The following is a 21,765-nucleotide window of genomic DNA, read 5'->3' on the forward strand; positions in this document are numbered from 1 at the left end:
CATCTGGAAGGCCCCTCCTACGGGCAAGGGCGAACTTCCCTTGCTCAAAGTCCGCCCTTCTCCGTATCCCAACACATCTATCAAAACACTTGTTCTTTTATATGTGTCTCATTGAAGCGCGGCGGATTAAACCAGTTGCCGCTCTGTGCCCAGGTCGGGTCCAGCGGTATCCATCGCTTCTCTTCGCTCAAGTAAACCTCATTCCAGGCGTGGGGACCATAACCGCCTTGACCATTATATCCCCTGCCAGTTACGACCCGAACTTTCAGATCCTGAGACCGGGCCATCATGGCATACAGCCGAGCATAATCAATGCACACGCCTAACCTTGTTTCGTACGTATCCTGTGGTGTCTGCTCTTTCCATATCCGCTGCTCTTCATACAATGTCACTTTGTCGTGATCATACGCTATTCTGCTGCCAACCCAATCATAGAGCTTTCGGGCTTTCTCTTCATCGGTTGACGCACCTTTCACGATATGGGCTGCCGTCTGCTCAATGCCCTCGGGAATCTTGTGGTCGATGACCTCATACTTCCGCTGAATGATCCCATTCAATTCTTCTTGAACCGATTGGGTAAAGACCGGCAGCTTCTCGCGGACGAGAGAACCCGACAAAGGTTCTATCACAGCCCTTGCTCCCTGCTGATAAACCGGTGAAGCCTCAACGTACCGGCTGAAGCCGTGGTCGGGATTTAGACTGACGTAGATGAATAAGATCGCAATAACAATAATGCTCCGGGCAGCACCCATGATGACGCCAATTCCCGCGCCTGTTAGCCGGCTCAGCAGCGATGCTGACGTATCTTTTCTCGTTCCGAAGAGTCCCAGCCTGCCTCCCATGATCAGGGAAACGAGCAGACGCAGCATAAATACGATAAGGGCGTAGCTTAACATAAACAGCACCGCAAACCGCAGCAGCGGGAAATCCGCCAGCGATTTTACGGCTGTATAATAAATCTGTTCCCAGAAGCGCAGCTCTCGATTCGGTAAACTGGAGGCCGTCCCTAGCCAATCGCCTGCCTTGGGTGATAACCATAATGTAAAAGGTACGGAGATCGCAAGCCCAACCAAGCGCAGCACCGCATCCCCCAGAAAAAAAACAAGCTTCCCGGCTGACCGGGAGGCTCCGCGACTCCATCCCTGCAATAGTGAAAAAGCCACAATCAGCAGCAGCAAGATGGTGATTCCGTTCCCATCGAGCACACTATCCTTCCATGCCGACATCAACGGTATCCCCTCCTCTCCCCATGATGTCTTGTCAACCGATGTAAGCGAGCTGCAGCACTAAAAACGCTGCCGCCCTCGTACATTCGCTTCCGATTGCGTTTCATTTTTTTTATTTAGAGGCCGTATTGCTCTTGGCATCATCGATAAAGCTCTGAATCGTATCGTTGATATCCCACTTTCCAACCGAAACACCGCGGAAAGTGACTTCAACCTCTTCGGAACCGTCACTTCCTTTCAGCTCCAGATTAGGAGCTTTAATGGAGTAGGTACCGTCCCCATTCGAAGTATATTTTGCTTCCTTCGCTTCTTTCATCATCATGTTCAGCGCTTCTTTTTTTATCGTGTCCACCGTTTCTTCCTTCACCGTGGTTACAACCTCGCCGATTTTATCCAGGGAAATTCCGCTATACACCAACAATCCCACGATGATGAGTACGGCTAGCGCCCACTTAATGACGGTTCTCACCACATTCAGCACAATAAACAAGATAATTAAGGCGATAGCAATGACCAGCCAGTTTTGTTTAAGAAATTCAATCCAGACCTGAGTATCCAATTCAATTCACTCCCGTTCATCGTTTCAAAAGCGGCGGTTCATGCCGTCTTATTAATTATACATGATACCCCGCAAAGCTGTCAGCCAACCGGGTCTTTTCACAAAAAGGTATAAGCTTGCCCTTTCGAACGTACAAGTAGTAGTACCATATCAACTTTTGCCGGATAGGAGGGTGCCATATTGAAAACCGCATTATGGCTCTATATGTTTTTGTTTCTGGCGTTTTTTGATTTGCATGCTCAGTATCCAGTACTGACGCCCTTTGCCATCTCCCTTGGCGCAGCCCCTACGTTTATCGGCTGGATGATGGGCATTTATGCTTTAACTCATCTGCCTGGCAATCTGCTTGCAGGCAATCTGATCGATCGGCACGGCAGCAGACGCTACATTATTTTCAGCTTAACCGCTGCTGGTGTTATCCTGCTGCTCCAGGCTCATGTCCAACTGCCCTGGCAGCTGCTCGTGCTCCGCTCGATCAGCGGCTTCGTCTTGGCCTTTTTGTCACCGGCCTGTTTGGCGCTGCTTGCGTCTCTCTCCCGGGATCCTGTTACGCAAGGCAAATATATGTCCGGTCATGGCGTGATCCACACTCTTGCCTCTGTCTTGTCACCGGCCGCCGGCGCTTTCATTGTAGCCAAGGCAGGATTTTCCGGTACATTCCAGAGTCTGGGCTGGCTTTTGATTTTCACCGGCTTGATGGCGTTTCTCAGTCTCCCGAAGCCTCTGTCAGCCGCTGATAGAGATAAAGGGCAGGCTGTTCCGATCAACAGCGGGACACCGGCGCGGCTTCCTTTTAGCTTGCGCTTATATCTGATTCCATTTGCTATCGCATGCTCTCAAGGAATCCTGTTCTTTGAAATACCGCTGCGGGAAAGCGGGCTGGCAAGCATTATGTCCACCGGGCTTCTATTCTCCGTCATTAGCCTTGGAGCTTTGGTCACATTAAGCATGCTGTTTCTCAATCGTTATGCGCCCTATATCAGGGTGACCATCGGCGTATTGGGGCTCGCTATTTGCTTCTACGCCCTGGCTGCAGCAGACCATGTACCGATCACGGTCATCCTGTTTGCGCTCGGACTTGCTAAAGGATTGCTGTTTCCGGCATTATCCTCACTGTTCATAGAGCTAAGCGGCGGAGGCAGACTCGGGAAAGTCTTCTCATTGCAATCCATCGCCATGTCGCTGGGTTCCTTTGTAGGTCCTATTGCGGCAGGACAGCTCCGAACGGTGGTGTCCCCTTATTTTATCGCGTTTCTGATGCTGATGACCGTGCTGCTGCTGCTCCCCAAACGCAATCGTGAAGCACCTTTAACAGCTGTCTCACCAGAAACCCCAATCTCAACCGTCTAAGGAAGCTGCACCAGTCTTAAGCCAGCGCCCAAAAAGATAAGGATGGGCCAATACACAATCCATATGGGTAAAACCACATAAGATACAGTGTGGCAAATGACCACGTACATCTAACCAAGGGGTGAAGTAATCATGAGTCATGTTCATCATAAACATTGCCATGGGGGTTATGGAAATTCAGTCGGAATGGTTCTTGTATTGTACATTCTGCTCGTCATTATCTTGAGCTGTTTCTAGAAAACATGGGTTAACCTTGTTACGGCCATCCATTTGGATGGCCGTTTATTTTGCCCGCTTTGCATGATCGATAAAAAACAAGTTAAACTATACATACACCATTCGACACAACCATCATTCGACGGCGGATCATCATTTCCCGGGGAATGCTGCCAAGGATCTCCGTATCATGACAGAGGTGAAAAAAGATGCCGATATTCCTCATTGTAGAGGGCAAGAACGACCGGAGCCGACTACGCCGATTGCTGACATCGGATATAACCATCCTGTGCACATTTGGAACGCTAAACACCGCCAAGCTGGAAAGCCTTCATAAACAGGTGAAGGATCAAGAGGTGTATCTTTTTATGGATAACGACAGCTCCGGCAAGAAAATTCGCGGTGCCCTGCGCGACATCTTCCCTGATGCCGAACAGATCTATACGCGCCGGGGATACGCAGGAGTTGAAGGAACGCCTGACGAATACCTGATTGCCCAGTTAGAGAAGGCCGGACTGGAAGAGTTCATCATTTACCCGCCTCCTGCTATTAACAACGCAGATCAGAAATCACTATTTTAAATAAAAAAGGCGTCCTCCATCTTTAACGATAGAGCGCGCCTTTTGGTTTTACCTATAGGTTATTCCTTAATTAAGGTCTTAATGTCCTTCACAATATCCTCGGTCTTCACTTGGGCCGGATCCGCTGCATTATAGGTCTTCCGAATATTGTTATTCCGGTCAACCAATGCAATGGAATTGCCATGCGTGAAATTCGTCGAGTTATTGCCGAGCAGCGGGATTTTGAAAGAGTCCTGCATCAGCTTCCGTGTTTCCTCCTGATCTCCACGAAGGAAGTACCAGCCGTTATAATCCGCATAGAAACGGTCCCCGAACTCCTTAATCTTCTCTTTTGTATCGGTTTCCGGGTCAAAGGAGATGGACACGAAGTTAACTTCTTTACCGAAGATGCCCTCTTTCTTCAAGTCTTCCTGTATTTGCGAAAGAACCAGTGTTGTAATCGGGCATACATCCGGGCAGCTGGTGAAATAGAAGTACATGAGCTTAACCTTGCCCTTGGTATCGTCCGATGTGATCGTCTTTCCATCCACATTCTCCATGGAGTAAGCGGCTACCTCACGAACGATTGGAAACTTTTCTTTTCCGAATCCTAACGAGTTGTATACCAGGTAAATAGCTGCTATTACGCAGACAGCGAGTAGTACCCAAGTCCATTTGTAACGTTTGAATGCATTCATGACCTTCCCCGTTCTCCCTTCGTCTCAGGCAATCCCTGTTCTTGCCAGGTTTAGTTCAGCGTTAAAGCCCTTCCACCTATTAAAAAGTGGTATTGAGTATGAGAACGATCAGGCTCAAGGTCAAGTAGTTGATGGAGATAATAAATACTTTTTTGGACCAAGCTTCATCGTCCTTAGCACGGAAACCTTGGAGCGCGGCGTAAAGCCACCAAATAGCCAGAAGGAGTCCGATAACCAGAAAGAATATACCGGCGTATCCATACGTGTACATCAGGATGGGGATCGGTATAAGCAGTACCAGGTAAGGGATCATCTGATACTTCGTGCGTTTAATTCCTTTAACTACCGGCAATAACGGAAAGCCCGCTGCACGATATTCTTCAACCCGGCGAATGCCCAGTGCCCAGAAATGAGGCGGCTGCCAGAGAAACAGAAGAGCGAACAGCAAAACCGCAGCCATATCTACGGTTCCTGTCACGGCCACATAGCCGATCACCGGCGGCATCGCTCCTGAAATAGCGCCTACCGACGTGCTCCATGTTGATGACCGCTTTAACCATAATGTGTATACCACAACGTATACGAACATTCCGATTGCTCCGAATATCCCTGCCAATACCCCTGAGAACAGGAATAACATGGCTAGTCCAACGACCCCAAGAATGATGGCATACCAAAGAACAACCTTTGGTGTCAGCCGTCCGGTTGGAAGTGAGCGATTCCGTGTACGCTCCATCTTCATGTCAAGCTCTCTGTCGAAATAGTTATTGAAAACACAGGACGAAGCCATAACAAGCACGGTTCCGAGAAGTGTCATAATCATCAATCCAAATTGGATATCCCAACGCGATGCTAGCCAAAATCCGGCAAAAGCCGCTATCAAATTTGACCGGATGATTCCGGGCTTCGTTACCGTGATAAAATCTTTCCAAGTCCCCGCCTTATCGGGAGGTGCAGGCGCTGCCGAGGCAAGTGCTGCGGATTCTGAAGGAGCTTGGTATCTCAAGTGGTTATCCACGTGTAAACGTTCCTCCTTGTATCTGTCGTTATGGAGGAAGTACTGCCTCCGCTATAAAGTTTATCATATCATTAGTAAAAAGTGTTTAGCAATCCTTCGGAATTCGTTCCATCTATATGACAATTCAGTGACATTTGGAAGCGATATATTCTTGACGTTATGCCGTTGTTTAAGGCACAATTTGTCTATGTAGCAACGATGGGTGTCGATCCCTTAATATGAATACAAAGCCCGGAGCGCAATGATAGCGCTCCGGGCTTCCATACTCACGTTATGAGAAAGAGATTACAGCGTGCGGCCAGACCCCGAAAGAGCCTGTTCTGCTTGCTGTACCAAACGTTTTGTAATGTATCCACCCAGGGATCCTGTTTCACGGGAAGTATAGTTACCATAGTAACCGTCCTGAGGAATCGTTACGCCTAGTTCTTGAGCAGCCTCGAGTTTCAAACGTTGTAATGCTGCAGTTGCTTGAGGTACAACCAAATTGTTGCTGCGGCGTGCCATATTAAATATCTCCCTTCACTGAATGTCTGTTATTCCAGTGCAAGCTTGCAAACTTATTATGGCTCCTTCTTGCAACGTTATACGTATTTTTTTAATTTTTATCTTTGGAGGTTTTTTTCATATGAGTAAAGGCTTATCCCTATGGTTTGCGGTCTCTTCGATCATCCTGCTGACCGCCTCGGCCATATCCATCAGCTACAACGGATTTCTGGCCGTCGGTCTGGCTCTGATCTCCATTCTCAACATAGGCTGGGGATTCATTATCAAATCCAAACGCAAGCCTTCTTAAGAAGAACCCTGCTTATTTACGAGCCAGAAAGCCCATCTTGTCTTTGACGCCATCCAGTATTTGAGCTGCAGTCTTCTGTGCCTGCTCTGCTCCCTTGGCCAGAATGTCATGGATTTCACCGGTTTGGCGAATTTCGTAGTATCTGTTTTGGAGTGGCTCCAGAGCGGCTACTACAACTTCGCCAAGCTCCTTCTTGAATGCCCCGTACATCTTCCCTTCAAATCGCGCCTGTACTTCCTGCAAGGACACCCCAGCACATTCCGAATAGATACTCATCAGATTGCTAACCTCTGGTTTAGCGGATGGGTCATAGACCACTTCGGCCCCGGAATCGGTTGTAGCTCTACTGATTTTCTTGCGGATTTGGTCCGGCTTATCCAGCATCGCAATATAACTGCCCTCAACCGGATTACTTTTGCTCATCTTTTTAGAAGCATCATCCAGCGACATAATTCGTGCGCCTACTTCTGGAATGAACGGTTCCGGCATATTGAAATAGGAACCGAATCGATGATTGAACCTTGAAGCTAAATCGCGCGTGATTTCCAAATGCTGCTTTTGGTCATCTCCGACCGGTACCAGATTGGCATTATAAAGCAATATATCTGCAGCCATAAGCGCTGGATAGACAAACAAACCGGCTCCTACGGAATCTTTACCTTCCGATTTGTCCTTAAATTGTGTCATCCGTTCCAATTCGCCCATATTCACCATCGTTGTCATGATCCATCCCAGCTCGGCATGCTGAGGAACATGGGATTGCAGGAAAATATTGGCGCGACTTGGGTCGATCCCGGCTGCAACGTACAGTGCCGCAACCGACTCTGAGCGATCTCGGAGCGAGCTTGGCTCCTGCGGTACCGTAATGGCGTGCAGATCGACAACCATAAAGTAACAATCATGCTCGTCTTGAAGCTTAACAAAATTTTTAATGGCTCCAATGTAGTTGCCCAGTGTCAAATTGCCACTTGGCTGAATTCCCGATAATACTGTTTTCATGACTAGCCCTCCATTTAAACTTTCTTAATCCAAAATCTGCCCCGCTCGAGGGAACATATATGAACGCAAAAAGGCCTCACATCCGCAAGGGACGTGAGACCGTGGTGCCACCCTTATTCGCTGCACAAACTCTAATACTTAAGCTGCAGCCTTCTATTCTTGTAACGGAGAATACCCGGCCGGCATATTAAGGAATAACAGTATAATCCCTGTTCAGCCTGGCACTCAAAGGTCCATTCAGCAAAGCGGATCCACCGGTTCACATCAACCACCGGCTTTCTGAAGGATGGGCCGCACCTGCTTACTTGTCCTTGTCATCGTGTTTCAATCATTTTGGATCACTATTACATGCAATGATAAAACTCTTGCTCTGCCTTGTCAATTCTATTTTGGAATCAAGTCGTCCGATGTTTTGAAGCATTTCTTTTACCCTTTCCGCAAAAATCTGTTATGATGTGGTTAATCGTCAAGACCATGATTTCTGTTAGTAAAGGAGCATCGATATGAATCAAGTGACCAAAGGCCAGTGGAATGGTTACGACACCTATATTTTAAACAGCGGCCGTCTTGAAGTGACTCTCCTTCCTCGTCTAGGTAACAATGTCATTGGAATCAAAGACCTTGAAAACTCACGCGAAATCCTTCGAAAACCAGATGAAAGTGAGCTTGCATTCTATCTTCAGAAGCCCTACCACTTCGGCATCCCGATGCTCATTCCGCCAGGCCGGATTTCCAAAGGCCAGTTTGAGTATGGCGGAACAACGTATCAATTTGATCAAAATACCGCGAACGACAATCATATCCACGGTCTCCACCGATCACAGGCTTGGTGTGTCAGCGACATAGAGGAAGAGGATGATGGGTGCGCCGTTTCGACAGAGTTCATATCATCGGATGATCCGAAATGGATTGCCCAATTCCCAGTACCGCTGAAGCTGGAAATGACCTTTCGTCTTCAGGGTGCCCGCTTATCACAGAGTCTTCGTGCAACGAATCTGGGTTCTAGCCCTGTGCCGTTCGGTATGGGTTACCATACGTGGTTCCTGCTCGATGGTGAGCCCCATCGCTGGACGCTGGATCTGCCTGTAGAGGGCATTTATACCTTGAATAATGAACTGATTCCAAACGGCGATCTTTCACCGCTTGGCCATCTGGAACAACTGAATTCCGGACTCAACCTGAAGGAAGCCGACCTTGATACGATATTGAAAATCCCGGAAGGCAAACCAGCCGAAGCCATGCTTCAACGGGATGATGGTTACCAAATTCATTATTCGGCAGACCGCGCCTTTTTCAAGCACTGGGTGCTCTATACGAAAGGCGTCGCAGAGGAATTCCTCTGCATCGAGCCGTATACCTGGCTTCCGAACGCGCCCAATTTGAATCTGCCAAGCGAAGAAACCGGCCTGATTCATCTGGAACCGGGACAGACCGTGAACCTGAATACCCAGATCAGCGTCCAAAAAACGTCGCCGGAGGCAGAGCAGGGTAGTTAAGCCATTTCAGGTGAGCCATAAGATCTTCATATACTTAATGTTTTAAACAAGAGCAGCCCTTTGATTTCAAAGGGCTGCTCTTGTTTGTCTAAGATAACGACTATTCCAGCGATTCGGATAATTTTACCACCAAATGATCTGCCTCAAGCACGAATGAGATTCCTAGGATTCAGTCATAATATCCATATACAACATCAAAGGAGGTGACATGACATGGCTCAAGGTCGTTCTTCTAACAATCTTGTCGTACCTCAAGCAACTGCAGCTCTTCAACAATTGAAGATGGAAGCTGCTCAAGAACTGGGCGTAACGATTCCACAAGACGGTTACTATGGAAACTATACTTCCCGTGAAACCGGTTCTTTGGGAGGTTACATCACCAAACGTCTGGTACAATTGGCTGAGCAGCAATTATCGGGTCGTTCGAACCAGTAATTCGCATCTCTTCCCTCCAGCCGTAATTAGAAAGAGGCGATCTTCTCCCCAAAGATCGCCTCTTTCGTTATATATTCTATATGATAAATGATTTCAGGATTCCGAAGCAGCTTCGGCATATGTATTACGAGGGTACCGAATCATCAAGTTGGCCATGTTATAGTTGGATTCAAGTATAGCATCTACAACGACAATGCCTTGTCGTACCATAAATTCATAACTGATTTCGCCGTGTGTCCAGTGGCGTTTATGTTTCAGACTTTCAAGCGCCATCGTACGAAAAGAGAGTTGTTGAGCTTCACTTAGCCCCTCCTCAAGTGGAGCTATGACCCCGTTACGCCCAGCCAATGGATTATGCCGTATGCCAAATTTACCAATTACATTGTTTCGTATTTGTACAAATACTGTCCCTGAACTTAGACCTCCCAACTCTTCTTCCAGCTCTTTAAAAACGATGTCCAATTGTCTAGCCAGTGATAATTGATCTAGTTTTACCATCTCTTCTCCCCTCCTTTATTAGTAAATTCTCCCTATTACTAGGGCTTATGACTCATTATAGGGTAAAGGAATCAATGTATCAACAATATTCAACACATTTGGGTATTTATTACTAAAATTGCACAAATAATTTAGTTTTCAGCTCCTTTATTGCGTCAACTTTCATTCTTTTACGACAAAAAAAGAAGCCCCAGCGGGCTTCTTCATAGGTTGGAATTTGCATATACTGGGGAGGCAAAATCCTCTAGCAAATTCTTTTATCTGTTATTCCGATGAAAATCAACAAATCACGCCATATGTTCCGTCATTTGCAAGAATTGTCTAATATCAGATACGCAAGAGTCGGCTGCACTTTGCCAGAATTCGCGCTGGGTCAGATCCACGTTCAGATGTTTCCTTGCCAGATTCTCCACGGACATCACGCCGGTGTCACGAAGTAGGGCATCATATTTATCTGCAAAGGTCGGACCTTCTTCCAATGCCCGAACATAAAGGCCGGTACTGAACATATAACCGAAGGTATATGGGAAATTGTAGAACGGCGTCCCTGTGATATAGAAATGAAGCTTGGATGCCCAGAAATGCGGATGGTATGATGTCAGAGCATCACAGTAGGCTTCCTTCTGCGCCTCCACCATCAATTCCGAAATTTCCTCGCTGCTGAGCAGGCCGCTCTTCCGTTTGTCATAGAAGCGCGTTTCGAACAAGAAACGGGCATGAATATTCATAAAGAAAGCTACGCTGTTCTGAATTTTCTCTTCCAACAGTGCCAGCTTTTCTTCTTCGCTGCCGGCACCCTTCACCATGGCATCAAAAACAATCATTTCAGCAAAAGTAGATGCCGTCTCAGCAACATTCATCGCATACTTTTGGTTAAGCACCGGAATTCCGCCCATCAGATGCTGATGGTAGGCATGGCCCAGTTCATGCGCCAGGGTCGAAACGTTCGAGGCTGTTCCGCCAAACGTCATGAAGATTCGGGTCTGGCCGCTAGCCGGGAAGGAAGTGCAGAAACCACCCGGTCGCTTGCCGGCGCGATCTTCGACCTCAATCCAGCTCTTATCAAACGCCATTTGTGAGAAATCCGCCAATCTCGGGCTAAACTTACGGAACTGCTCCACAATGTTAACAGCGGCATCGTCATATGAGATTTTGGTTGCGGAAGTACGCAGCGGGGCATCTACATCAGTCCAAGACAAGCCTTCCAGACCAAGCAGCTTCGCTTTACGGTTTAGGTACTCCACAAGCACCGACTTGGTGTCCTGGATAACAGCCCACATGGTATCAAGCGTCTCACGGCTCATACGGCCAATCGCTAGCGGCTCCTTCAAGATATCATCCCAGCCGCGATTCTCGTACAGCTTCAGGCGGTAGCCGGATAAATGGTTAAGGGTATCCGCACAGTAATCAGCGGAGTCTCCCCATGCCTGCTCCCACTTTTCGAACATGGATTGGCGTACTTCCCGGCGAGGATCATGCATTTTATTGAATGCCTGTCCTGCGGACAACATGACCGTCTTACCGTCTTCCTCATACGGAATCTGGATTTTCTTAACGATGGTATCGTAGAACTCTCCCCATCCATGATAACCGTCTACGCCAAGCGATAGAGCTAAGCTCTCTAACTCAGGGCTCATCTTATCCTTTGCGAGATTACGGCTTTCGTTCAATACGAAATCAAGCTCGGACACCTTATCTGTACCGGTCCAAGCGGTCCAGAGTTCGTCATCCATTCCACGAAGAATGTTATCGAATTGGTTCTTAACCGATTGCAGGGTCGCGGACAACGACGTTACCCGTCCGGATAATTGAACGGCCTTCTTGTCATTCACATTTTGCGCGGTCAGGCAACCCACGAATGCAGAGACTTCACGGATACGGGCATAGGCGCTCTGGAACTGCTCAAGGAAGCGTTCAAGGCTGGAGGCGCCCTCCATGGTTTCCGGAACGGTCAATGCTTTAACGGCTTGCTGAAGATTATGTACATCCTGCTCAAGAGACTCAAGAAAGCTGACGAGCTGCGGTGAGGAAGAGCCTCCGGGAAATATCGATTCCAAATCCCAAGTTTGTTGAAGTGCCATCGAACATTCATCACCTTTCAAAATAAAATATGAATTCAAGCGGAATACCATTTGTGTGGACTTAGGGAAAAGTGTATAACTATATATAACTCAATTTATGTTATCCCTGCTACAACCAATTTACTGCTGAAGGAGCCAAAAGCCATGAGACCTTTGCAAATATCACCGGAGACGGCCGTTACATTATCCAAGCAGCTGGGCGTTCCGCTGGAACAGCTGATGCATATGCCTCAGCATATATTAATGCAGAAAATTGCCGAGCTTGCCAAGAATGAGGAAGCGAAAGCAGCGAAACAAGATGATGAGTCCCCATCATCGGAGAACTCATGATTCCTTTTTCCAATACTTGGCCTTATGATGTCGTTGGAAACGACGTGTATGTACACAGCTGCCCATTCTGCGGAACCGACAATGTATTGCTGCCGATGAAACCCAAGGAACTGATAAGCGTAAGGGAAGGGAAAAAGAAGCTGCTGATCTTCCCCTGCTGCCACAACAAAGTAACCGTGCTGGACAGCGACATCGACTACTTGCTCACGGATCAGCGATTACGCTGACTTCACCGTAGAGCATGAGTTCAGCCTATTCGTGTTTATCCAAATAGCCTGCTGACCCACCCTTCAGCGGGCTATTTGCATTAGGACATTAGGACTCTGCCTGAAGTGCCGTGTTCTTCTGCTCCCGAATCTGCTCGGATATCAGCTTCCACTGCTCTCTGGATGCGCGTATCATCGCGGCATCCATAATCTTGTCATCCTGGACCACTCTGGAGAACCATTGAACCGCCTCCTGAAACTGTCCCAGCCTTCTGTGGATCTCCCCGATCAGATACAGCAGCCTAGCATCATTCGCCCCTACCCCTTCCAGCTCAAACACTCGGACATAGGATTCCAGGCTATAACTCAAGAACCGCTTCTCTTGATCCTCGTTGCCCTGATAACGATACAGCCAAGCGATATGATGCAGCAGGCTGGCCACAATACGATCCCGCTCCCCGATCACTTGCGCACAGAGGAGAGCCAGCTTGTACGACTCCAGAGCATCCTCCAGATTGCGCGAGCCGCTCATATCCCTCTTCTCCCAGCGGCATCCGACTTGCTCATAAAAGAGCGCCTTCTGCCGTTCGTTCAATTTCAGGGTCGAGTTTTCCGTGGAGGCAAAACCGCATTCAGGACAGATCCGCACCACGTAAAAATCGGGATTCTCCGATTTATAGTAAGCGCAAAAATCCGTATCTGTACGGTATGCCTTTTTAAAGCTGGGTCTCACCCTGGACGTTACATATTCATGCTCACAGTGCGCACAAATCACCTTGATGGAATACAAGGGTTCCAATTTCACGCCATTCGCCATCCCTTCATTCGTGTCTAATTCCTGTTTAGATGTAGGTATATGGCACTAAGGAGTATTCACGAAATGGTGGGCGGGACCGGACAGACGCTGCAGCACAAAATCACGTAATTCATCCTCCACGCCAATTTCGATTAGGGCTCCTGCCATGCAGCCAAGCCATTCTTCGGCATGGCGATCCGTAATCGGGAATTTCATGTGCCTGGCCCGCATCATCGGATGTCCGAATGCTTCCGAGAACAAGGCTGGCCCTCCAAAAAACTGGCTCAAGAACATATATTGTTTCTCCATCACCGGCATAATGTCTTCCGGAAACAATGGCGAAAGCAGCTCATTTTGCTGCACTCTCGGATAAAAAGCTTCGACGAGCGAACGTACACCCTCGGCACCCCCGAGGTTATCATAGATGCTTAAGTTCGGATCCATATCCGCTAATTCTCCCATCTGTTATATGATTCGCTTTCGATTGGATGTACCTATCCATTATACCAAAAAACAACAAAAAAAGGCGCTAAGCCATGGTTAGCACCTTTTAGAACTTATTAATAACTGCGCCAGTCCTCTTCACTCTGGACGAGAGAAGCACGTATAACATAAACGAAGGCGCATACTAGGATACCTGCGACTATGCTCATGATCATCACTCCATCCAAACATAATACGAAAGATGTGCTTTGATGTTTTTTATTATAGCACAATATCCCCGAAAATAAAGCATAAATGTAACCGCTTTCTCATGTTTTTTTATACTGTTTGTCCTATATCCTGCATAGATTTTTAACAACGGACCTATATTTCTATCATTCACATCGATGCCAGGGGGCGTATTCCTTATTATGACCATGAAAAAAATGGGCTGGCTCTTGCTTGTGACGGCACTGCTCAGCGTAATTGTCCTAATGGCTTTATTTCCCGAAGCTGCGCTTCAATCCGCACTCCGCGGCCTGTCGATATGGTGGGACGTGCTATTCCCTTCCCTATTCCCGTTCTTTGTTATTTCAGAGGTGCTGCTGGGGTTTGGCGTAGTGCACCTGATAGGCACGCTCCTGGACCCTATGATGAGGCCGTTGTTTCGTATTCCGGGCGCAGGAGGATTCGTGGCAGCGATGGGATATGTTTCAGGATACCCGGTCGGTGCCAAATTAACCGCCAAGCTATGGGAACAAAAAATGGTAAACCGGGAGGAAGGTGAGCGGCTTGTTGCTTTCACTACCTCTTCTGACCCTATATTTCTAATTGGAGCGGTCTCTATCGGGTTCTTTCACGACCCCAAGATTGGTTTGATCCTTGCCTTGTCCCATTATGGTGGAGGTTTCCTCGTAGGCTTGATTATGAGATTTCATGGCAGGCATGAATCCAATAGAGCAACCGATTCACTCCACCTATCCCAGGCTAAGACAAGCAGACTAAAGGCCGCCCTGCATGCCATGCACGCGGCACGTGAGCAGGATGGCCGAGACCTCGGCACCTTGTTAAGACAAGCGATACATTCATCGCTTCAGCTCATTATCGTTGTCGGCGGGCTCGTCGTTTTCTTCTCCGTATTTCTTGAGCTCTGGACCCAGGCCGGCGCGATGCCAGCGCTAACTGAAGTCATCAGTTTGCTGTTATCTCTAGTTGAGATGCCTGAATCCTTATCCACAGCCATCGTAGGAGGATTGTTTGAGGTCACACTCGGTGCTCGATATGCCGGCGAAGCGGGGGCGGCAATTCCATTGCCATACAAAGTGGCCGCGGCTGCCTTTATATTGTCATGGGGCGGCTTGTCCGTTCATGCCCAGATCATCAGCATCCTGAACTCTACCAACCTTAGATACTTCCCTTTTGTCATTGCCAGATTGATACATGGTGTGATTGCCGCGACCGCTGTATTACTGCTGTGGAGAAGTGTTATGGGATCTTCGATACCGACCATGGCGCTGCCGGCTGTTTCGGATTCCGCCCTAAACGGGTATACCCATATTATGGCGGCTTTCTGCATCCTGCTTGGTTTCCTGATTGCGGTTGCGTTGTTTATTCAGATCATTCGAGGACTGCAGCAGAAAATCCGCAAATTCCCAAGGTGAACATTGTGTTCTTCTCCAAGATTGATTATCATCTTTATATAACCTTACAAAGGAGCTTATCAACTTGAGATATTATGTTCTGGACCGCGGTGACCCATTGTCTGTCGAGCTGACCCAGCAATTTCACAAGCTGGCGGAACAGCGGGGGTTTGTGCTGGATGCAGAATCTCCGGAAATTGTGGTCTCAATCGGCGGAGATGGTACAATGCTGCATGCTTTCCATACTTTTATTGACCGTATTCCTGACCTCGCTTTTGTCGGTGTCCACACGGGCCACTTGGGATTCTATGCTGATTGGAAGGCCGATGAACTGACAGAGCTGATTGATCATATGAGCGGAGAAGGCGAAAACGGCAACGTGAAGCCGCGCCTCGTCAAGTACCCCCTGGTTCAACTGGAAATTCATAAAAAATCAGGAACGTCCTCTTACATTGCCTTAAACGAATTTACGCTTAAAGGCGTTGATGGTACCGTTGTCGCGCAGATTGACATCAACGATGTAACCTTTGAAATGTTCCGAGGAGACGGGATCTGCGTGTCTACGCCGTCCGGAAGCACGGCCTATAACAAAAGTGTCGGCGGAGCGATGGTTCATCCTTCCATCGATGCTCTGCAGATCGCGGAAATCGCCTCGATTAACAATCGGATTTTCCGTACGCTGGGCTCACCGCTGCTTCTGCCTAAGCATCATCATTGTGATATATTCTCGCGTAAAGAACAGCGTTTGCTTCTTACTATCGATCATGTGAATATCTCGATTGACGACCTCGTATCCGTACGCTGTCAAGTGGCGGAACAGCAGGTCAGTTTTGCACGCTATCGGCCGTTCCCGTTCTGGAATCGTGTCCGTGATGCATTTCTTGGCTAAAAAAGAAGAACGGCCACCTGGCTTACTGGTGACCGTTCTTTTTTATTGTGGCTGTTCAGCCGGAGGATTAGGCTCCTTGGAAGGCTTTGCTTCCTTCTCTTTGGACTCCTTAGCATCCTTAAGATCACGTGGCTCGCGTCTGGATTCCTTTGCTTCGCGCCGCTCGCGTTGGTCCTTGTGCTCCTTGTCTGGTTTAGGACCCTCCTGCAGGGTTTCCTTACTTCCCTTCGCTTCCCCCTCACCCTTGGTTTCCTTGGGGGGTAATTCACGAATCTCCATAGGCTCTTTGGAATTGGATTGCTCTTTGCCATCCTTCTGCTCCTTGGTTTTCTGAAGCACGAAGTGAGCACAGCCAAAATTGCAGTATTCGTTAATGTAATCAGACATGCTGGAGAAGGTAGAATCCTTGGCAGCCTTAGGATGATTATCCCGATAGAAACCTTTAAGCCGAAGCTGATTGTAACCCCAATCTCCCACGATGTAGTCATAACGGTCCAGCACCTCGCTGTACCGCTCCCGGAAAGCTTCCAGATTCCAGCCGTTTCGATGGTCCTTTAACACTTCATAACTCTTGTTTCCGATAACGATCATTGAAAGCTTCCCCTGCCTTTCCAAAGGTTAAGACTGCACGGTCTCTTCCTTGTTGCGTTCTGCAGATTTCACTTGCTCGTGTGCATGATAGGAGCTGCGCACCAGAGGGCCGGACTCCACGTGGCTGAATCCGCGCTTCATTCCCTCTTCCTTCAAGATCGCAAACTCTTCCGGCGTATAGTATTTTTCCACATTCAGATGCTTCGGCGAAGGCTGCAAATATTGGCCGATTGTCATGATATCGCAACCCACCGAACGCAGGTCGTCCATCGCTTCCAGAATTTCATGCCATTGTTCGCCGACACCCAGCATAATGCTGGACTTGGTCGGAATATCAGGCTGCATGGCCTTGGCATTCTGCAGCAATTGCAATGAACGGGTGTACTTCGCTTTGGCGCGAACCCGATCGGACATTCGCTCCACCGTCTCAATGTTATGGTTTAGGATGTCCGGTTTCACATCCATCACGATCTTAAGTGCTTCTTCGCTTCCCATAAAATCTGGAATCAGCACTTCCACCGAGCATAGCGGCAGACGTCTGCGAATGGCTTTAACCGTTTCAGCGAATATGTAGGCTCCGCCATCTTTCAGATCATCCCGTGCCACACTTGTTACTACGCAGTGACGCAGGTTCATCTGTTCCGCCGCTTCCGCTACGCGTTCCGGCTCCTGAAGATCCAGTTCCGTTGGAAGTCCCGTATTGACAGCGCAGAATCGGCAGGCGCGAGTACAAATATCACCCAGAATCATAAAGGTTGCCGTACGATTAGCCCAACATTCATAAATATTCGGACAGCGAGCCTCTTCACACACCGTGTGCAGTGTCTTGGATCGCATCATGCTTTTGATTTCTTTATAATTATCGCCAGTAGTCAGCTTGATTCGAATCCAGTCAGGTTTTGGCTGTTTGGTTTTAGACAAAGAAAAAACCTTCTTTCGAATTTATTGATGTAACTCAAGACATACCCCATCGTTTGCTGTCCCATATTATATCATGAAAACCATCACATTACTTGTTTCGCATCGATATGAGATTAATCTAGTTGCGGCATGGATAAAAATCCTTGTTTCGTTTCACCCTACAGTATAGGCATGACTGTCCGTCCTTAATTATGACAATCCAAAAGGAGGAGAAGGACACATTGAGGATTTTTAAACCATTGAGCGCAAGCGGCATCATGATTCGCTGCACTGCTGCAGCTGTGGCTGCCTTGACAGCTGCCTGCTGCATGTGCGGGCCTGTGTCCGCATCCACCTCTATTGCGGTCAGCATCGCTGACGATACGGTAAAAACAACGAATGCTAGCGCCATTTTCGCAGACCGGAAGTCGTTATACGATGAGATTTCCACCGTTACCCAAATTCCTTGGTATCGCCTGGCTGCCATTGACCAGTATGAGCGGACACTAACTAGAGTCCACCCCAAGGATCGCAAGCATTCGGACCGGACGCTCGGCATCTTCATCCCCTCCACAAGATGGGCCGGGGCGTTAAATCCCAATCAGGAAGATGTAAATCCGACGTCGATCAGCGTATTTTCCGGCATCGGGCTGGATGGAGATGGGGATGGCAAGGCAGACCGGAATAATGATATCGACCTGCTATATACCGTTGCGGCAAGACTCTCACCCTACGGGCATGCTGCTGATGATTTCAGCATCGGCCTCTGGTCATACTACCAGAACACGCGGGCCGTACAGCGCGTCATGCAATACGCCAAATTGTATGAAACCTTTGGAAAGCTGGACTTGTTTGACCATGCATTTCCTCTCCCGGTCAAAAGCAACTACTCATACCGAAGCACATTTGGAATGGGCCGCAACTGGGGAGGAAGAAGAGTTCATGAAGGCACGGACTTGTTTGCCAACTATGGAGTCCCTGTCCGGAGTACGTGTTACGGCGTTGTCGAAATTAAAGGCTGGAATAAATATGGCGGGTGGCGCATCGGCATCCGTGATTTGAACAATCATTATCACTATTACGCCCATCTTCAAGGCTTTGACAAAGGGATCTCGCTCGGGGATGTCGTTACGCCGGGTCAAACCCTCGGCTGGGTTGGCAGCTCCGGCTATGGCAAGCCGGGAACCCAGGGCAAATTCCCTCCACACCTCCATTACGGCATCTACCGGGATACCGGATTGACCGAATGGGCATTCGATCCTTACCCGCTGCTGAAACACTGGGAAATGGAAGAAAAACGCTCGAAAAAAACGCGCTCCTGAGTTCAACCCAGGGGCGCGTTTTCTACGTAAGGACATACATAACTGGCCAACTGAATCATGGTGCAGGCTTCCATACGCTGGCGCCAAAATGGAATTAGACAGCGCTCTTAGCCTCCGGTGTTGTTTCCCCCCGTTTGTCCGGATAAATCCGCTGCGCCAGGTGAAGGTTCCAGAGGCGGCGTTGTTCCATCTGGAAGATGATCCGGCGTTGTTGCAGGCGGGATTTCCTGCTCCGTATTATGGCTGTTCTCATTCGTAACGGGCGGCGGTATCGCTATGCTAGGCGCACTTGCCTTGTTCTCACCGACGGCCTTTCCTTGCCCGTCATAATAATACATCGGCACATCGCCGACCACGAGCAGATAAGAGATGGGAATATCGGTTTCCACAATCTGCGGCTCCATGTCAAAAGGAACAACAACCGCTACTTCCGTTACAATGTGGACGAATACCTCCACCAGAATCATGTTGATGCCTGCACCCTGCTGCCTGGTGTCCAGTTGAACCTTCACCGCTCCCTGCGGCTCGATCTTTAATGGAATTTGCGGACCGAATGACGCGATGATCGGGCTTTTTAACACCTGACCAAGCGGAATATGCTCCTTGCGCTTATGGATATCGTCCAATGTGCTCTGAACAACCTCCGTTGTATGGGACGTGATTTTTAAATGCTCGGCATAATTCAGCATGAATCCCGTCACTTTGCCGGAGCTATCCGTTTTCCAATTGACCAGATTATCAAAATCCTTGCCCTGCGTCACCTGAGAGGTGATCGCTTTATTAATCGCTTCAGTGGCAATCTGTTTGACCCTTATTTGGGCTAAATGCATGATCGGCGGCCGCAGATTCTGTTCAATATACATAAAAAACTCAACGATCCCAAACACAAGGAGCAGAGCACCGATCAGCCACCATTTTTTCATGCTGCGTCGTTTGGCAACCTGAGGACGTCCTCGGCTCTGCGGTACGGGCCGGAAACCTCTGCGCGGTGGTTTATAAGCTCTCCTTGGTTTGGGCCATGATAGGGACGGAAAAGATAAACGTCTGCTTCCCCATCTCTTTCGTCTCATGCTTGGTCCCTCCTATTTACTCCCAGAGGAGCATGTTTACCATGGCAAGCTATCCTGTATAGAGGGTATGCGGACAAACGGCAAAAAAGAAGAGCAAGGTTGGCTTATCCTCACTCTTCTTCCTTACAGATACTCATTTTCAAGAAAGACTGAATCAAGAATCTACTGGTCGTTCATTGGATGGTCTTCTTGATCTTCCACATAATATTTCAGCATCGACAGTTTATTCTCCCAGAAGCGGTCGAAATAAGCCAGCCAATCTTTCAATTCCTGAAGCGGTTCAACATCCAGCCGATAGCGGGTTTCACGTCCAACCTTGCGGTCCTGCACAAGTCCCGCTTCCTCCAGAATTCGGAGATGCTTGGAGACAGCGGTCCGCGTCATGGAGAAGTGCCCTGTAATTTCTTTAACCGGCATCTCCTTATCACTTAACAAGCCAAGCAGCTTACGGCGTGTCGGATCTGCGATCGCTTGATAAACATCATGCTTCGGAGCAGCTTGCGACATAGATTAGGCCTCGACGTATCCCGCAAGCTTCTGAACAATGCCTGCCCAGCCTTTGTCCATACGGCCCCGTACGATATCGTGAGTTTCCTCGAACTCGGTCACTTGATCCGCTGTCCAACCGCCGTGTATGAGCGTGAATTCCGTATGATCTCCCTGCTGTACCAGTTCGAACGTAACGCTCCAATCCTTGCCCCAGTTAAAAGACAAACGGTTAGGCTTGTCAATAAGCGTGACCTTGCAAGGAGAATTTCCCCATGGGCCTGCATTCAATTGAAACTCAAATCCTTCCACCGGTTCAAAATTGTTGGGCATGAACCAAGCCGAAATCCCTTCAGCCGTTGCCACGGCTTTCCACACCTTCTCGATGGGTGCTTTCAGCACAAGCGTATGACGAATATCCGGCAGCTTGCCGTTTGATGTGTTATCCATATCACATTAACCTCGCTTATGTTTAAAATTATGAAACCATTTGGTTTCCGTTATTGCATTATAGGACACCAAATGGTTTTACGTCAAATACCAATATTCACCTTAATCCCATTCAGCACACCTAGGTCCAGTTCCCCTTAAAGCCAGGCAAACCAGGCATCTTGCCAACATCTCCTGACTTTGAACTCGCTAGGTCTGAGCCGGGTAGGTCTTGTTCAAGAAGGCGATCGATTCCCGAATCAACTGCTTTAGGACCTCCATATCAATGTCCGCCACTTTATTAATATACACGCAGCCTTTTCCCGCCATATGTTTACCGAAACTCGTCAACAGCTCCCCCCGCCGCTCATCGCCCGGCGCAAAATACAGGCTGATTTTTGCTTTGCGCGGCGAAAAACCTACAAACGGCGCATCTCCTTCATGCCCGGTAGCGTAGCGGTAATGGTAGGAGCCAAAGCCGATGATGCTGGGTCCCCACATCTTAGCCGGAAAACCGCTCGTCTCCTCAAAGACCTCCAGCAAACGATAAGCATCCTCTCGTTTTTTTGGCGAATCCACTTGCTCTATAAACTCCACCACGCTGTGATCCGTTTCTTTTGTTTTTTGCTCGTACATGGGTTTTACTCCTTTCGAACACTCTGTTATTATTACCATCCTTATCAAAAATAAGAAAAACGTCATCGACGTACTTGCATAGAAGACAGACCGCATTTAGCGGAAGTTTTTCTTACGA

The 21,765-nt window shown here is 48.4% G+C and carries 26 protein-coding genes and 1 other annotated feature; of the genes, 10 read left to right on the plus strand and 16 right to left on the minus strand.

Going from position 1 to position 21,765, the window contains the following annotated elements; translation table 11 throughout:
* Nucleotides 1-80 precede the first annotated feature (80 nt).
* Both NYE54_RS28980 and NYE54_RS28985 read right to left on the minus strand, forming a co-directional pair.
* Entirely contained in the window at nucleotides 81-1,229 is a 1,149-nt protein-coding gene (locus tag NYE54_RS28980; RefSeq protein WP_339268001.1) for a transglutaminase domain-containing protein, read from the minus strand.
* A gap of 109 nt (nucleotides 1,230-1,338) precedes the next feature.
* On the minus strand, nucleotides 1,339-1,785 hold the full coding sequence (locus tag NYE54_RS28985) for a hypothetical protein (RefSeq protein WP_076324857.1): 447 nt from the start codon (nucleotides 1,783-1,785) through the stop codon (nucleotides 1,339-1,341).
* 180 nt (nucleotides 1,786-1,965) lie between these two features.
* Between NYE54_RS28985 and NYE54_RS28990 the strand changes: the two genes are divergently transcribed.
* Both NYE54_RS28990 and NYE54_RS28995 read left to right on the plus strand, forming a co-directional pair.
* On the plus strand, nucleotides 1,966-3,135 hold the full coding sequence (locus tag NYE54_RS28990; RefSeq protein WP_339268003.1) for an MFS transporter: 1,170 nt from the start codon (nucleotides 1,966-1,968) through the stop codon (nucleotides 3,133-3,135).
* Between the two features lie 425 nt (nucleotides 3,136-3,560).
* A complete protein-coding gene (locus tag NYE54_RS28995) occupies nucleotides 3,561-3,932 on the plus strand; it encodes a toprim domain-containing protein (RefSeq protein ID WP_339268005.1) in 372 nt (123 codons plus the stop codon).
* 59 nt (nucleotides 3,933-3,991) lie between these two features.
* Here the strand turns inward: NYE54_RS28995 and NYE54_RS29000 are convergent, their stop codons facing one another.
* From NYE54_RS29000 to NYE54_RS29010, 3 genes are all read right to left on the minus strand, one after another.
* Nucleotides 3,992-4,609: an SCO family protein gene (locus NYE54_RS29000; RefSeq protein ID WP_076324860.1), complete on the minus strand. Its 618-nt coding sequence runs from the start codon at nucleotides 4,607-4,609 to the stop codon at nucleotides 3,992-3,994.
* A 79-nt stretch (nucleotides 4,610-4,688) separates the two neighbouring features.
* Nucleotides 4,689-5,627, minus strand: coding sequence for a heme o synthase (cyoE, locus tag NYE54_RS29005; RefSeq protein ID WP_076324861.1), 939 nt, complete (start codon nucleotides 5,625-5,627; stop codon nucleotides 4,689-4,691).
* Nucleotides 5,628-5,912: 285 nt separating this feature from the next.
* Nucleotides 5,913-6,131, minus strand: coding sequence for an alpha/beta-type small acid-soluble spore protein (locus NYE54_RS29010; protein ID WP_015737431.1), 219 nt, complete (start codon nucleotides 6,129-6,131; stop codon nucleotides 5,913-5,915).
* Nucleotides 6,132-6,252: 121 nt separating this feature from the next.
* Between NYE54_RS29010 and NYE54_RS29015 the strand changes: the two genes are divergently transcribed.
* The gene (locus NYE54_RS29015; RefSeq protein ID WP_339268009.1) at nucleotides 6,253-6,420 is read left to right on the plus strand and encodes a hypothetical protein; all 168 of its coding nucleotides are present in this window, start codon (nucleotides 6,253-6,255) and stop codon (nucleotides 6,418-6,420) included.
* Nucleotides 6,421-6,432: 12 nt separating this feature from the next.
* Here NYE54_RS29015 and trpS read toward each other — a convergent pair whose 3' ends face one another.
* Complete coding sequence (gene trpS, locus NYE54_RS29020; protein ID WP_076324862.1) at nucleotides 6,433-7,419, minus strand: tryptophan--tRNA ligase; 987 nt, start codon at nucleotides 7,417-7,419, stop codon at nucleotides 6,433-6,435.
* Nucleotides 7,420-7,503: 84 nt separating this feature from the next.
* Nucleotides 7,504-7,746 (minus strand) — a binding site (T-box leader).
* A gap of 176 nt (nucleotides 7,747-7,922) precedes the next feature.
* Between trpS and NYE54_RS29025 the strand changes: the two genes are divergently transcribed.
* Nucleotides 7,923-8,915, plus strand: coding sequence for an aldose 1-epimerase (locus NYE54_RS29025; protein WP_339268011.1), 993 nt, complete (start codon nucleotides 7,923-7,925; stop codon nucleotides 8,913-8,915).
* Between the two features lie 213 nt (nucleotides 8,916-9,128).
* Nucleotides 9,129-9,350: an alpha/beta-type small acid-soluble spore protein gene (locus NYE54_RS29030; protein WP_339268012.1), complete on the plus strand. Its 222-nt coding sequence runs from the start codon at nucleotides 9,129-9,131 to the stop codon at nucleotides 9,348-9,350.
* A 93-nt stretch (nucleotides 9,351-9,443) separates the two neighbouring features.
* Here the strand turns inward: NYE54_RS29030 and NYE54_RS29035 are convergent, their stop codons facing one another.
* On the minus strand, nucleotides 9,444-9,848 hold the full coding sequence (locus tag NYE54_RS29035) for an O-methyltransferase (RefSeq protein WP_076324865.1): 405 nt from the start codon (nucleotides 9,846-9,848) through the stop codon (nucleotides 9,444-9,446).
* A 287-nt stretch (nucleotides 9,849-10,135) separates the two neighbouring features.
* Nucleotides 10,136-11,929 (minus strand): M3 family oligoendopeptidase, encoded by a 1,794-nt coding sequence (locus NYE54_RS29040; protein WP_339268015.1) that lies wholly within the window; start codon nucleotides 11,927-11,929, stop codon nucleotides 10,136-10,138.
* A gap of 144 nt (nucleotides 11,930-12,073) precedes the next feature.
* On the opposite strand from NYE54_RS29040, the gene NYE54_RS29045 reads away from it, so the two are divergent.
* Both NYE54_RS29045 and NYE54_RS29050 read left to right on the plus strand, forming a co-directional pair.
* Nucleotides 12,074-12,259 carry a YycC family protein gene (locus NYE54_RS29045; protein ID WP_076324867.1) on the plus strand — a complete coding sequence of 62 codons (186 nt, stop codon included), beginning with the start codon at nucleotides 12,074-12,076 and terminating at the stop codon, nucleotides 12,257-12,259.
* Nucleotides 12,256-12,486 carry a hypothetical protein gene (locus tag NYE54_RS29050; protein WP_071222370.1) on the plus strand — a complete coding sequence of 77 codons (231 nt, stop codon included), beginning with the start codon at nucleotides 12,256-12,258 and terminating at the stop codon, nucleotides 12,484-12,486. The genes NYE54_RS29045 and NYE54_RS29050 overlap by 4 nt, the downstream gene beginning before the upstream one ends.
* 88 nt (nucleotides 12,487-12,574) lie before the next feature.
* Here the strand turns inward: NYE54_RS29050 and NYE54_RS29055 are convergent, their stop codons facing one another.
* Together NYE54_RS29055 and NYE54_RS29060 are read right to left on the minus strand one after the other, a co-directional pair.
* Nucleotides 12,575-13,270: a DUF2225 domain-containing protein gene (locus tag NYE54_RS29055; protein ID WP_339268017.1), complete on the minus strand. Its 696-nt coding sequence runs from the start codon at nucleotides 13,268-13,270 to the stop codon at nucleotides 12,575-12,577.
* A gap of 57 nt (nucleotides 13,271-13,327) precedes the next feature.
* Nucleotides 13,328-13,705, minus strand: coding sequence for a globin (locus tag NYE54_RS29060; RefSeq protein ID WP_076324869.1), 378 nt, complete (start codon nucleotides 13,703-13,705; stop codon nucleotides 13,328-13,330).
* 410 nt (nucleotides 13,706-14,115) lie between these two features.
* Between NYE54_RS29060 and ylbJ the strand changes: the two genes are divergently transcribed.
* Together ylbJ and NYE54_RS29070 are read left to right on the plus strand one after the other, a co-directional pair.
* Complete coding sequence (gene ylbJ / locus NYE54_RS29065) at nucleotides 14,116-15,345, plus strand: sporulation integral membrane protein YlbJ (RefSeq protein WP_339268019.1); 1,230 nt, start codon at nucleotides 14,116-14,118, stop codon at nucleotides 15,343-15,345.
* A 64-nt stretch (nucleotides 15,346-15,409) separates the two neighbouring features.
* Nucleotides 15,410-16,213 carry an NAD kinase gene (locus NYE54_RS29070; RefSeq protein ID WP_339268020.1) on the plus strand — a complete coding sequence of 268 codons (804 nt, stop codon included), beginning with the start codon at nucleotides 15,410-15,412 and terminating at the stop codon, nucleotides 16,211-16,213.
* Between the two features lie 42 nt (nucleotides 16,214-16,255).
* On the opposite strand, the gene NYE54_RS29075 is transcribed toward NYE54_RS29070, so the two are convergent.
* Both NYE54_RS29075 and lipA read right to left on the minus strand, forming a co-directional pair.
* Nucleotides 16,256-16,804 (minus strand): YutD family protein, encoded by a 549-nt coding sequence (locus NYE54_RS29075; RefSeq protein WP_339268021.1) that lies wholly within the window; start codon nucleotides 16,802-16,804, stop codon nucleotides 16,256-16,258.
* Between the two features lie 27 nt (nucleotides 16,805-16,831).
* Nucleotides 16,832-17,725, minus strand: a complete 894-nt coding sequence (lipA, locus tag NYE54_RS29080) for a lipoyl synthase (protein ID WP_076324872.1) — start codon at nucleotides 17,723-17,725, stop codon at nucleotides 16,832-16,834.
* 221 nt (nucleotides 17,726-17,946) lie between these two features.
* Here lipA and NYE54_RS29085 point away from each other — a divergent pair, with 221 nt between their 5' ends.
* Nucleotides 17,947-19,026, plus strand: coding sequence for a M23 family metallopeptidase (locus NYE54_RS29085; RefSeq protein WP_339268023.1), 1,080 nt, complete (start codon nucleotides 17,947-17,949; stop codon nucleotides 19,024-19,026).
* Nucleotides 19,027-19,133: 107 nt separating this feature from the next.
* Here NYE54_RS29085 and yunB read toward each other — a convergent pair whose 3' ends face one another.
* From yunB to NYE54_RS29105, 4 genes are all read right to left on the minus strand, one after another.
* Complete coding sequence (gene yunB / locus NYE54_RS29090) at nucleotides 19,134-19,949, minus strand: sporulation protein YunB (protein ID WP_339273694.1); 816 nt, start codon at nucleotides 19,947-19,949, stop codon at nucleotides 19,134-19,136.
* Nucleotides 19,950-20,258: 309 nt separating this feature from the next.
* The gene (locus tag NYE54_RS29095) at nucleotides 20,259-20,603 is read right to left on the minus strand and encodes a metalloregulator ArsR/SmtB family transcription factor (RefSeq protein WP_339268024.1); all 345 of its coding nucleotides are present in this window, start codon (nucleotides 20,601-20,603) and stop codon (nucleotides 20,259-20,261) included.
* Between the two features lie 3 nt (nucleotides 20,604-20,606).
* On the minus strand, nucleotides 20,607-21,032 hold the full coding sequence (locus tag NYE54_RS29100) for an SRPBCC domain-containing protein (RefSeq protein WP_339268026.1): 426 nt from the start codon (nucleotides 21,030-21,032) through the stop codon (nucleotides 20,607-20,609).
* Nucleotides 21,033-21,221: 189 nt separating this feature from the next.
* The gene (locus NYE54_RS29105; protein WP_339268027.1) at nucleotides 21,222-21,647 is read right to left on the minus strand and encodes a DUF1801 domain-containing protein; all 426 of its coding nucleotides are present in this window, start codon (nucleotides 21,645-21,647) and stop codon (nucleotides 21,222-21,224) included.
* Between the last annotated feature and the right edge of the window lie 118 nt (nucleotides 21,648-21,765).

It is taken from the genome of Paenibacillus sp. FSL K6-1330 (genome assembly GCF_037976825.1).
GTDB lineage: Bacteria > Bacillota > Bacilli > Paenibacillales > Paenibacillaceae > Paenibacillus_AQ.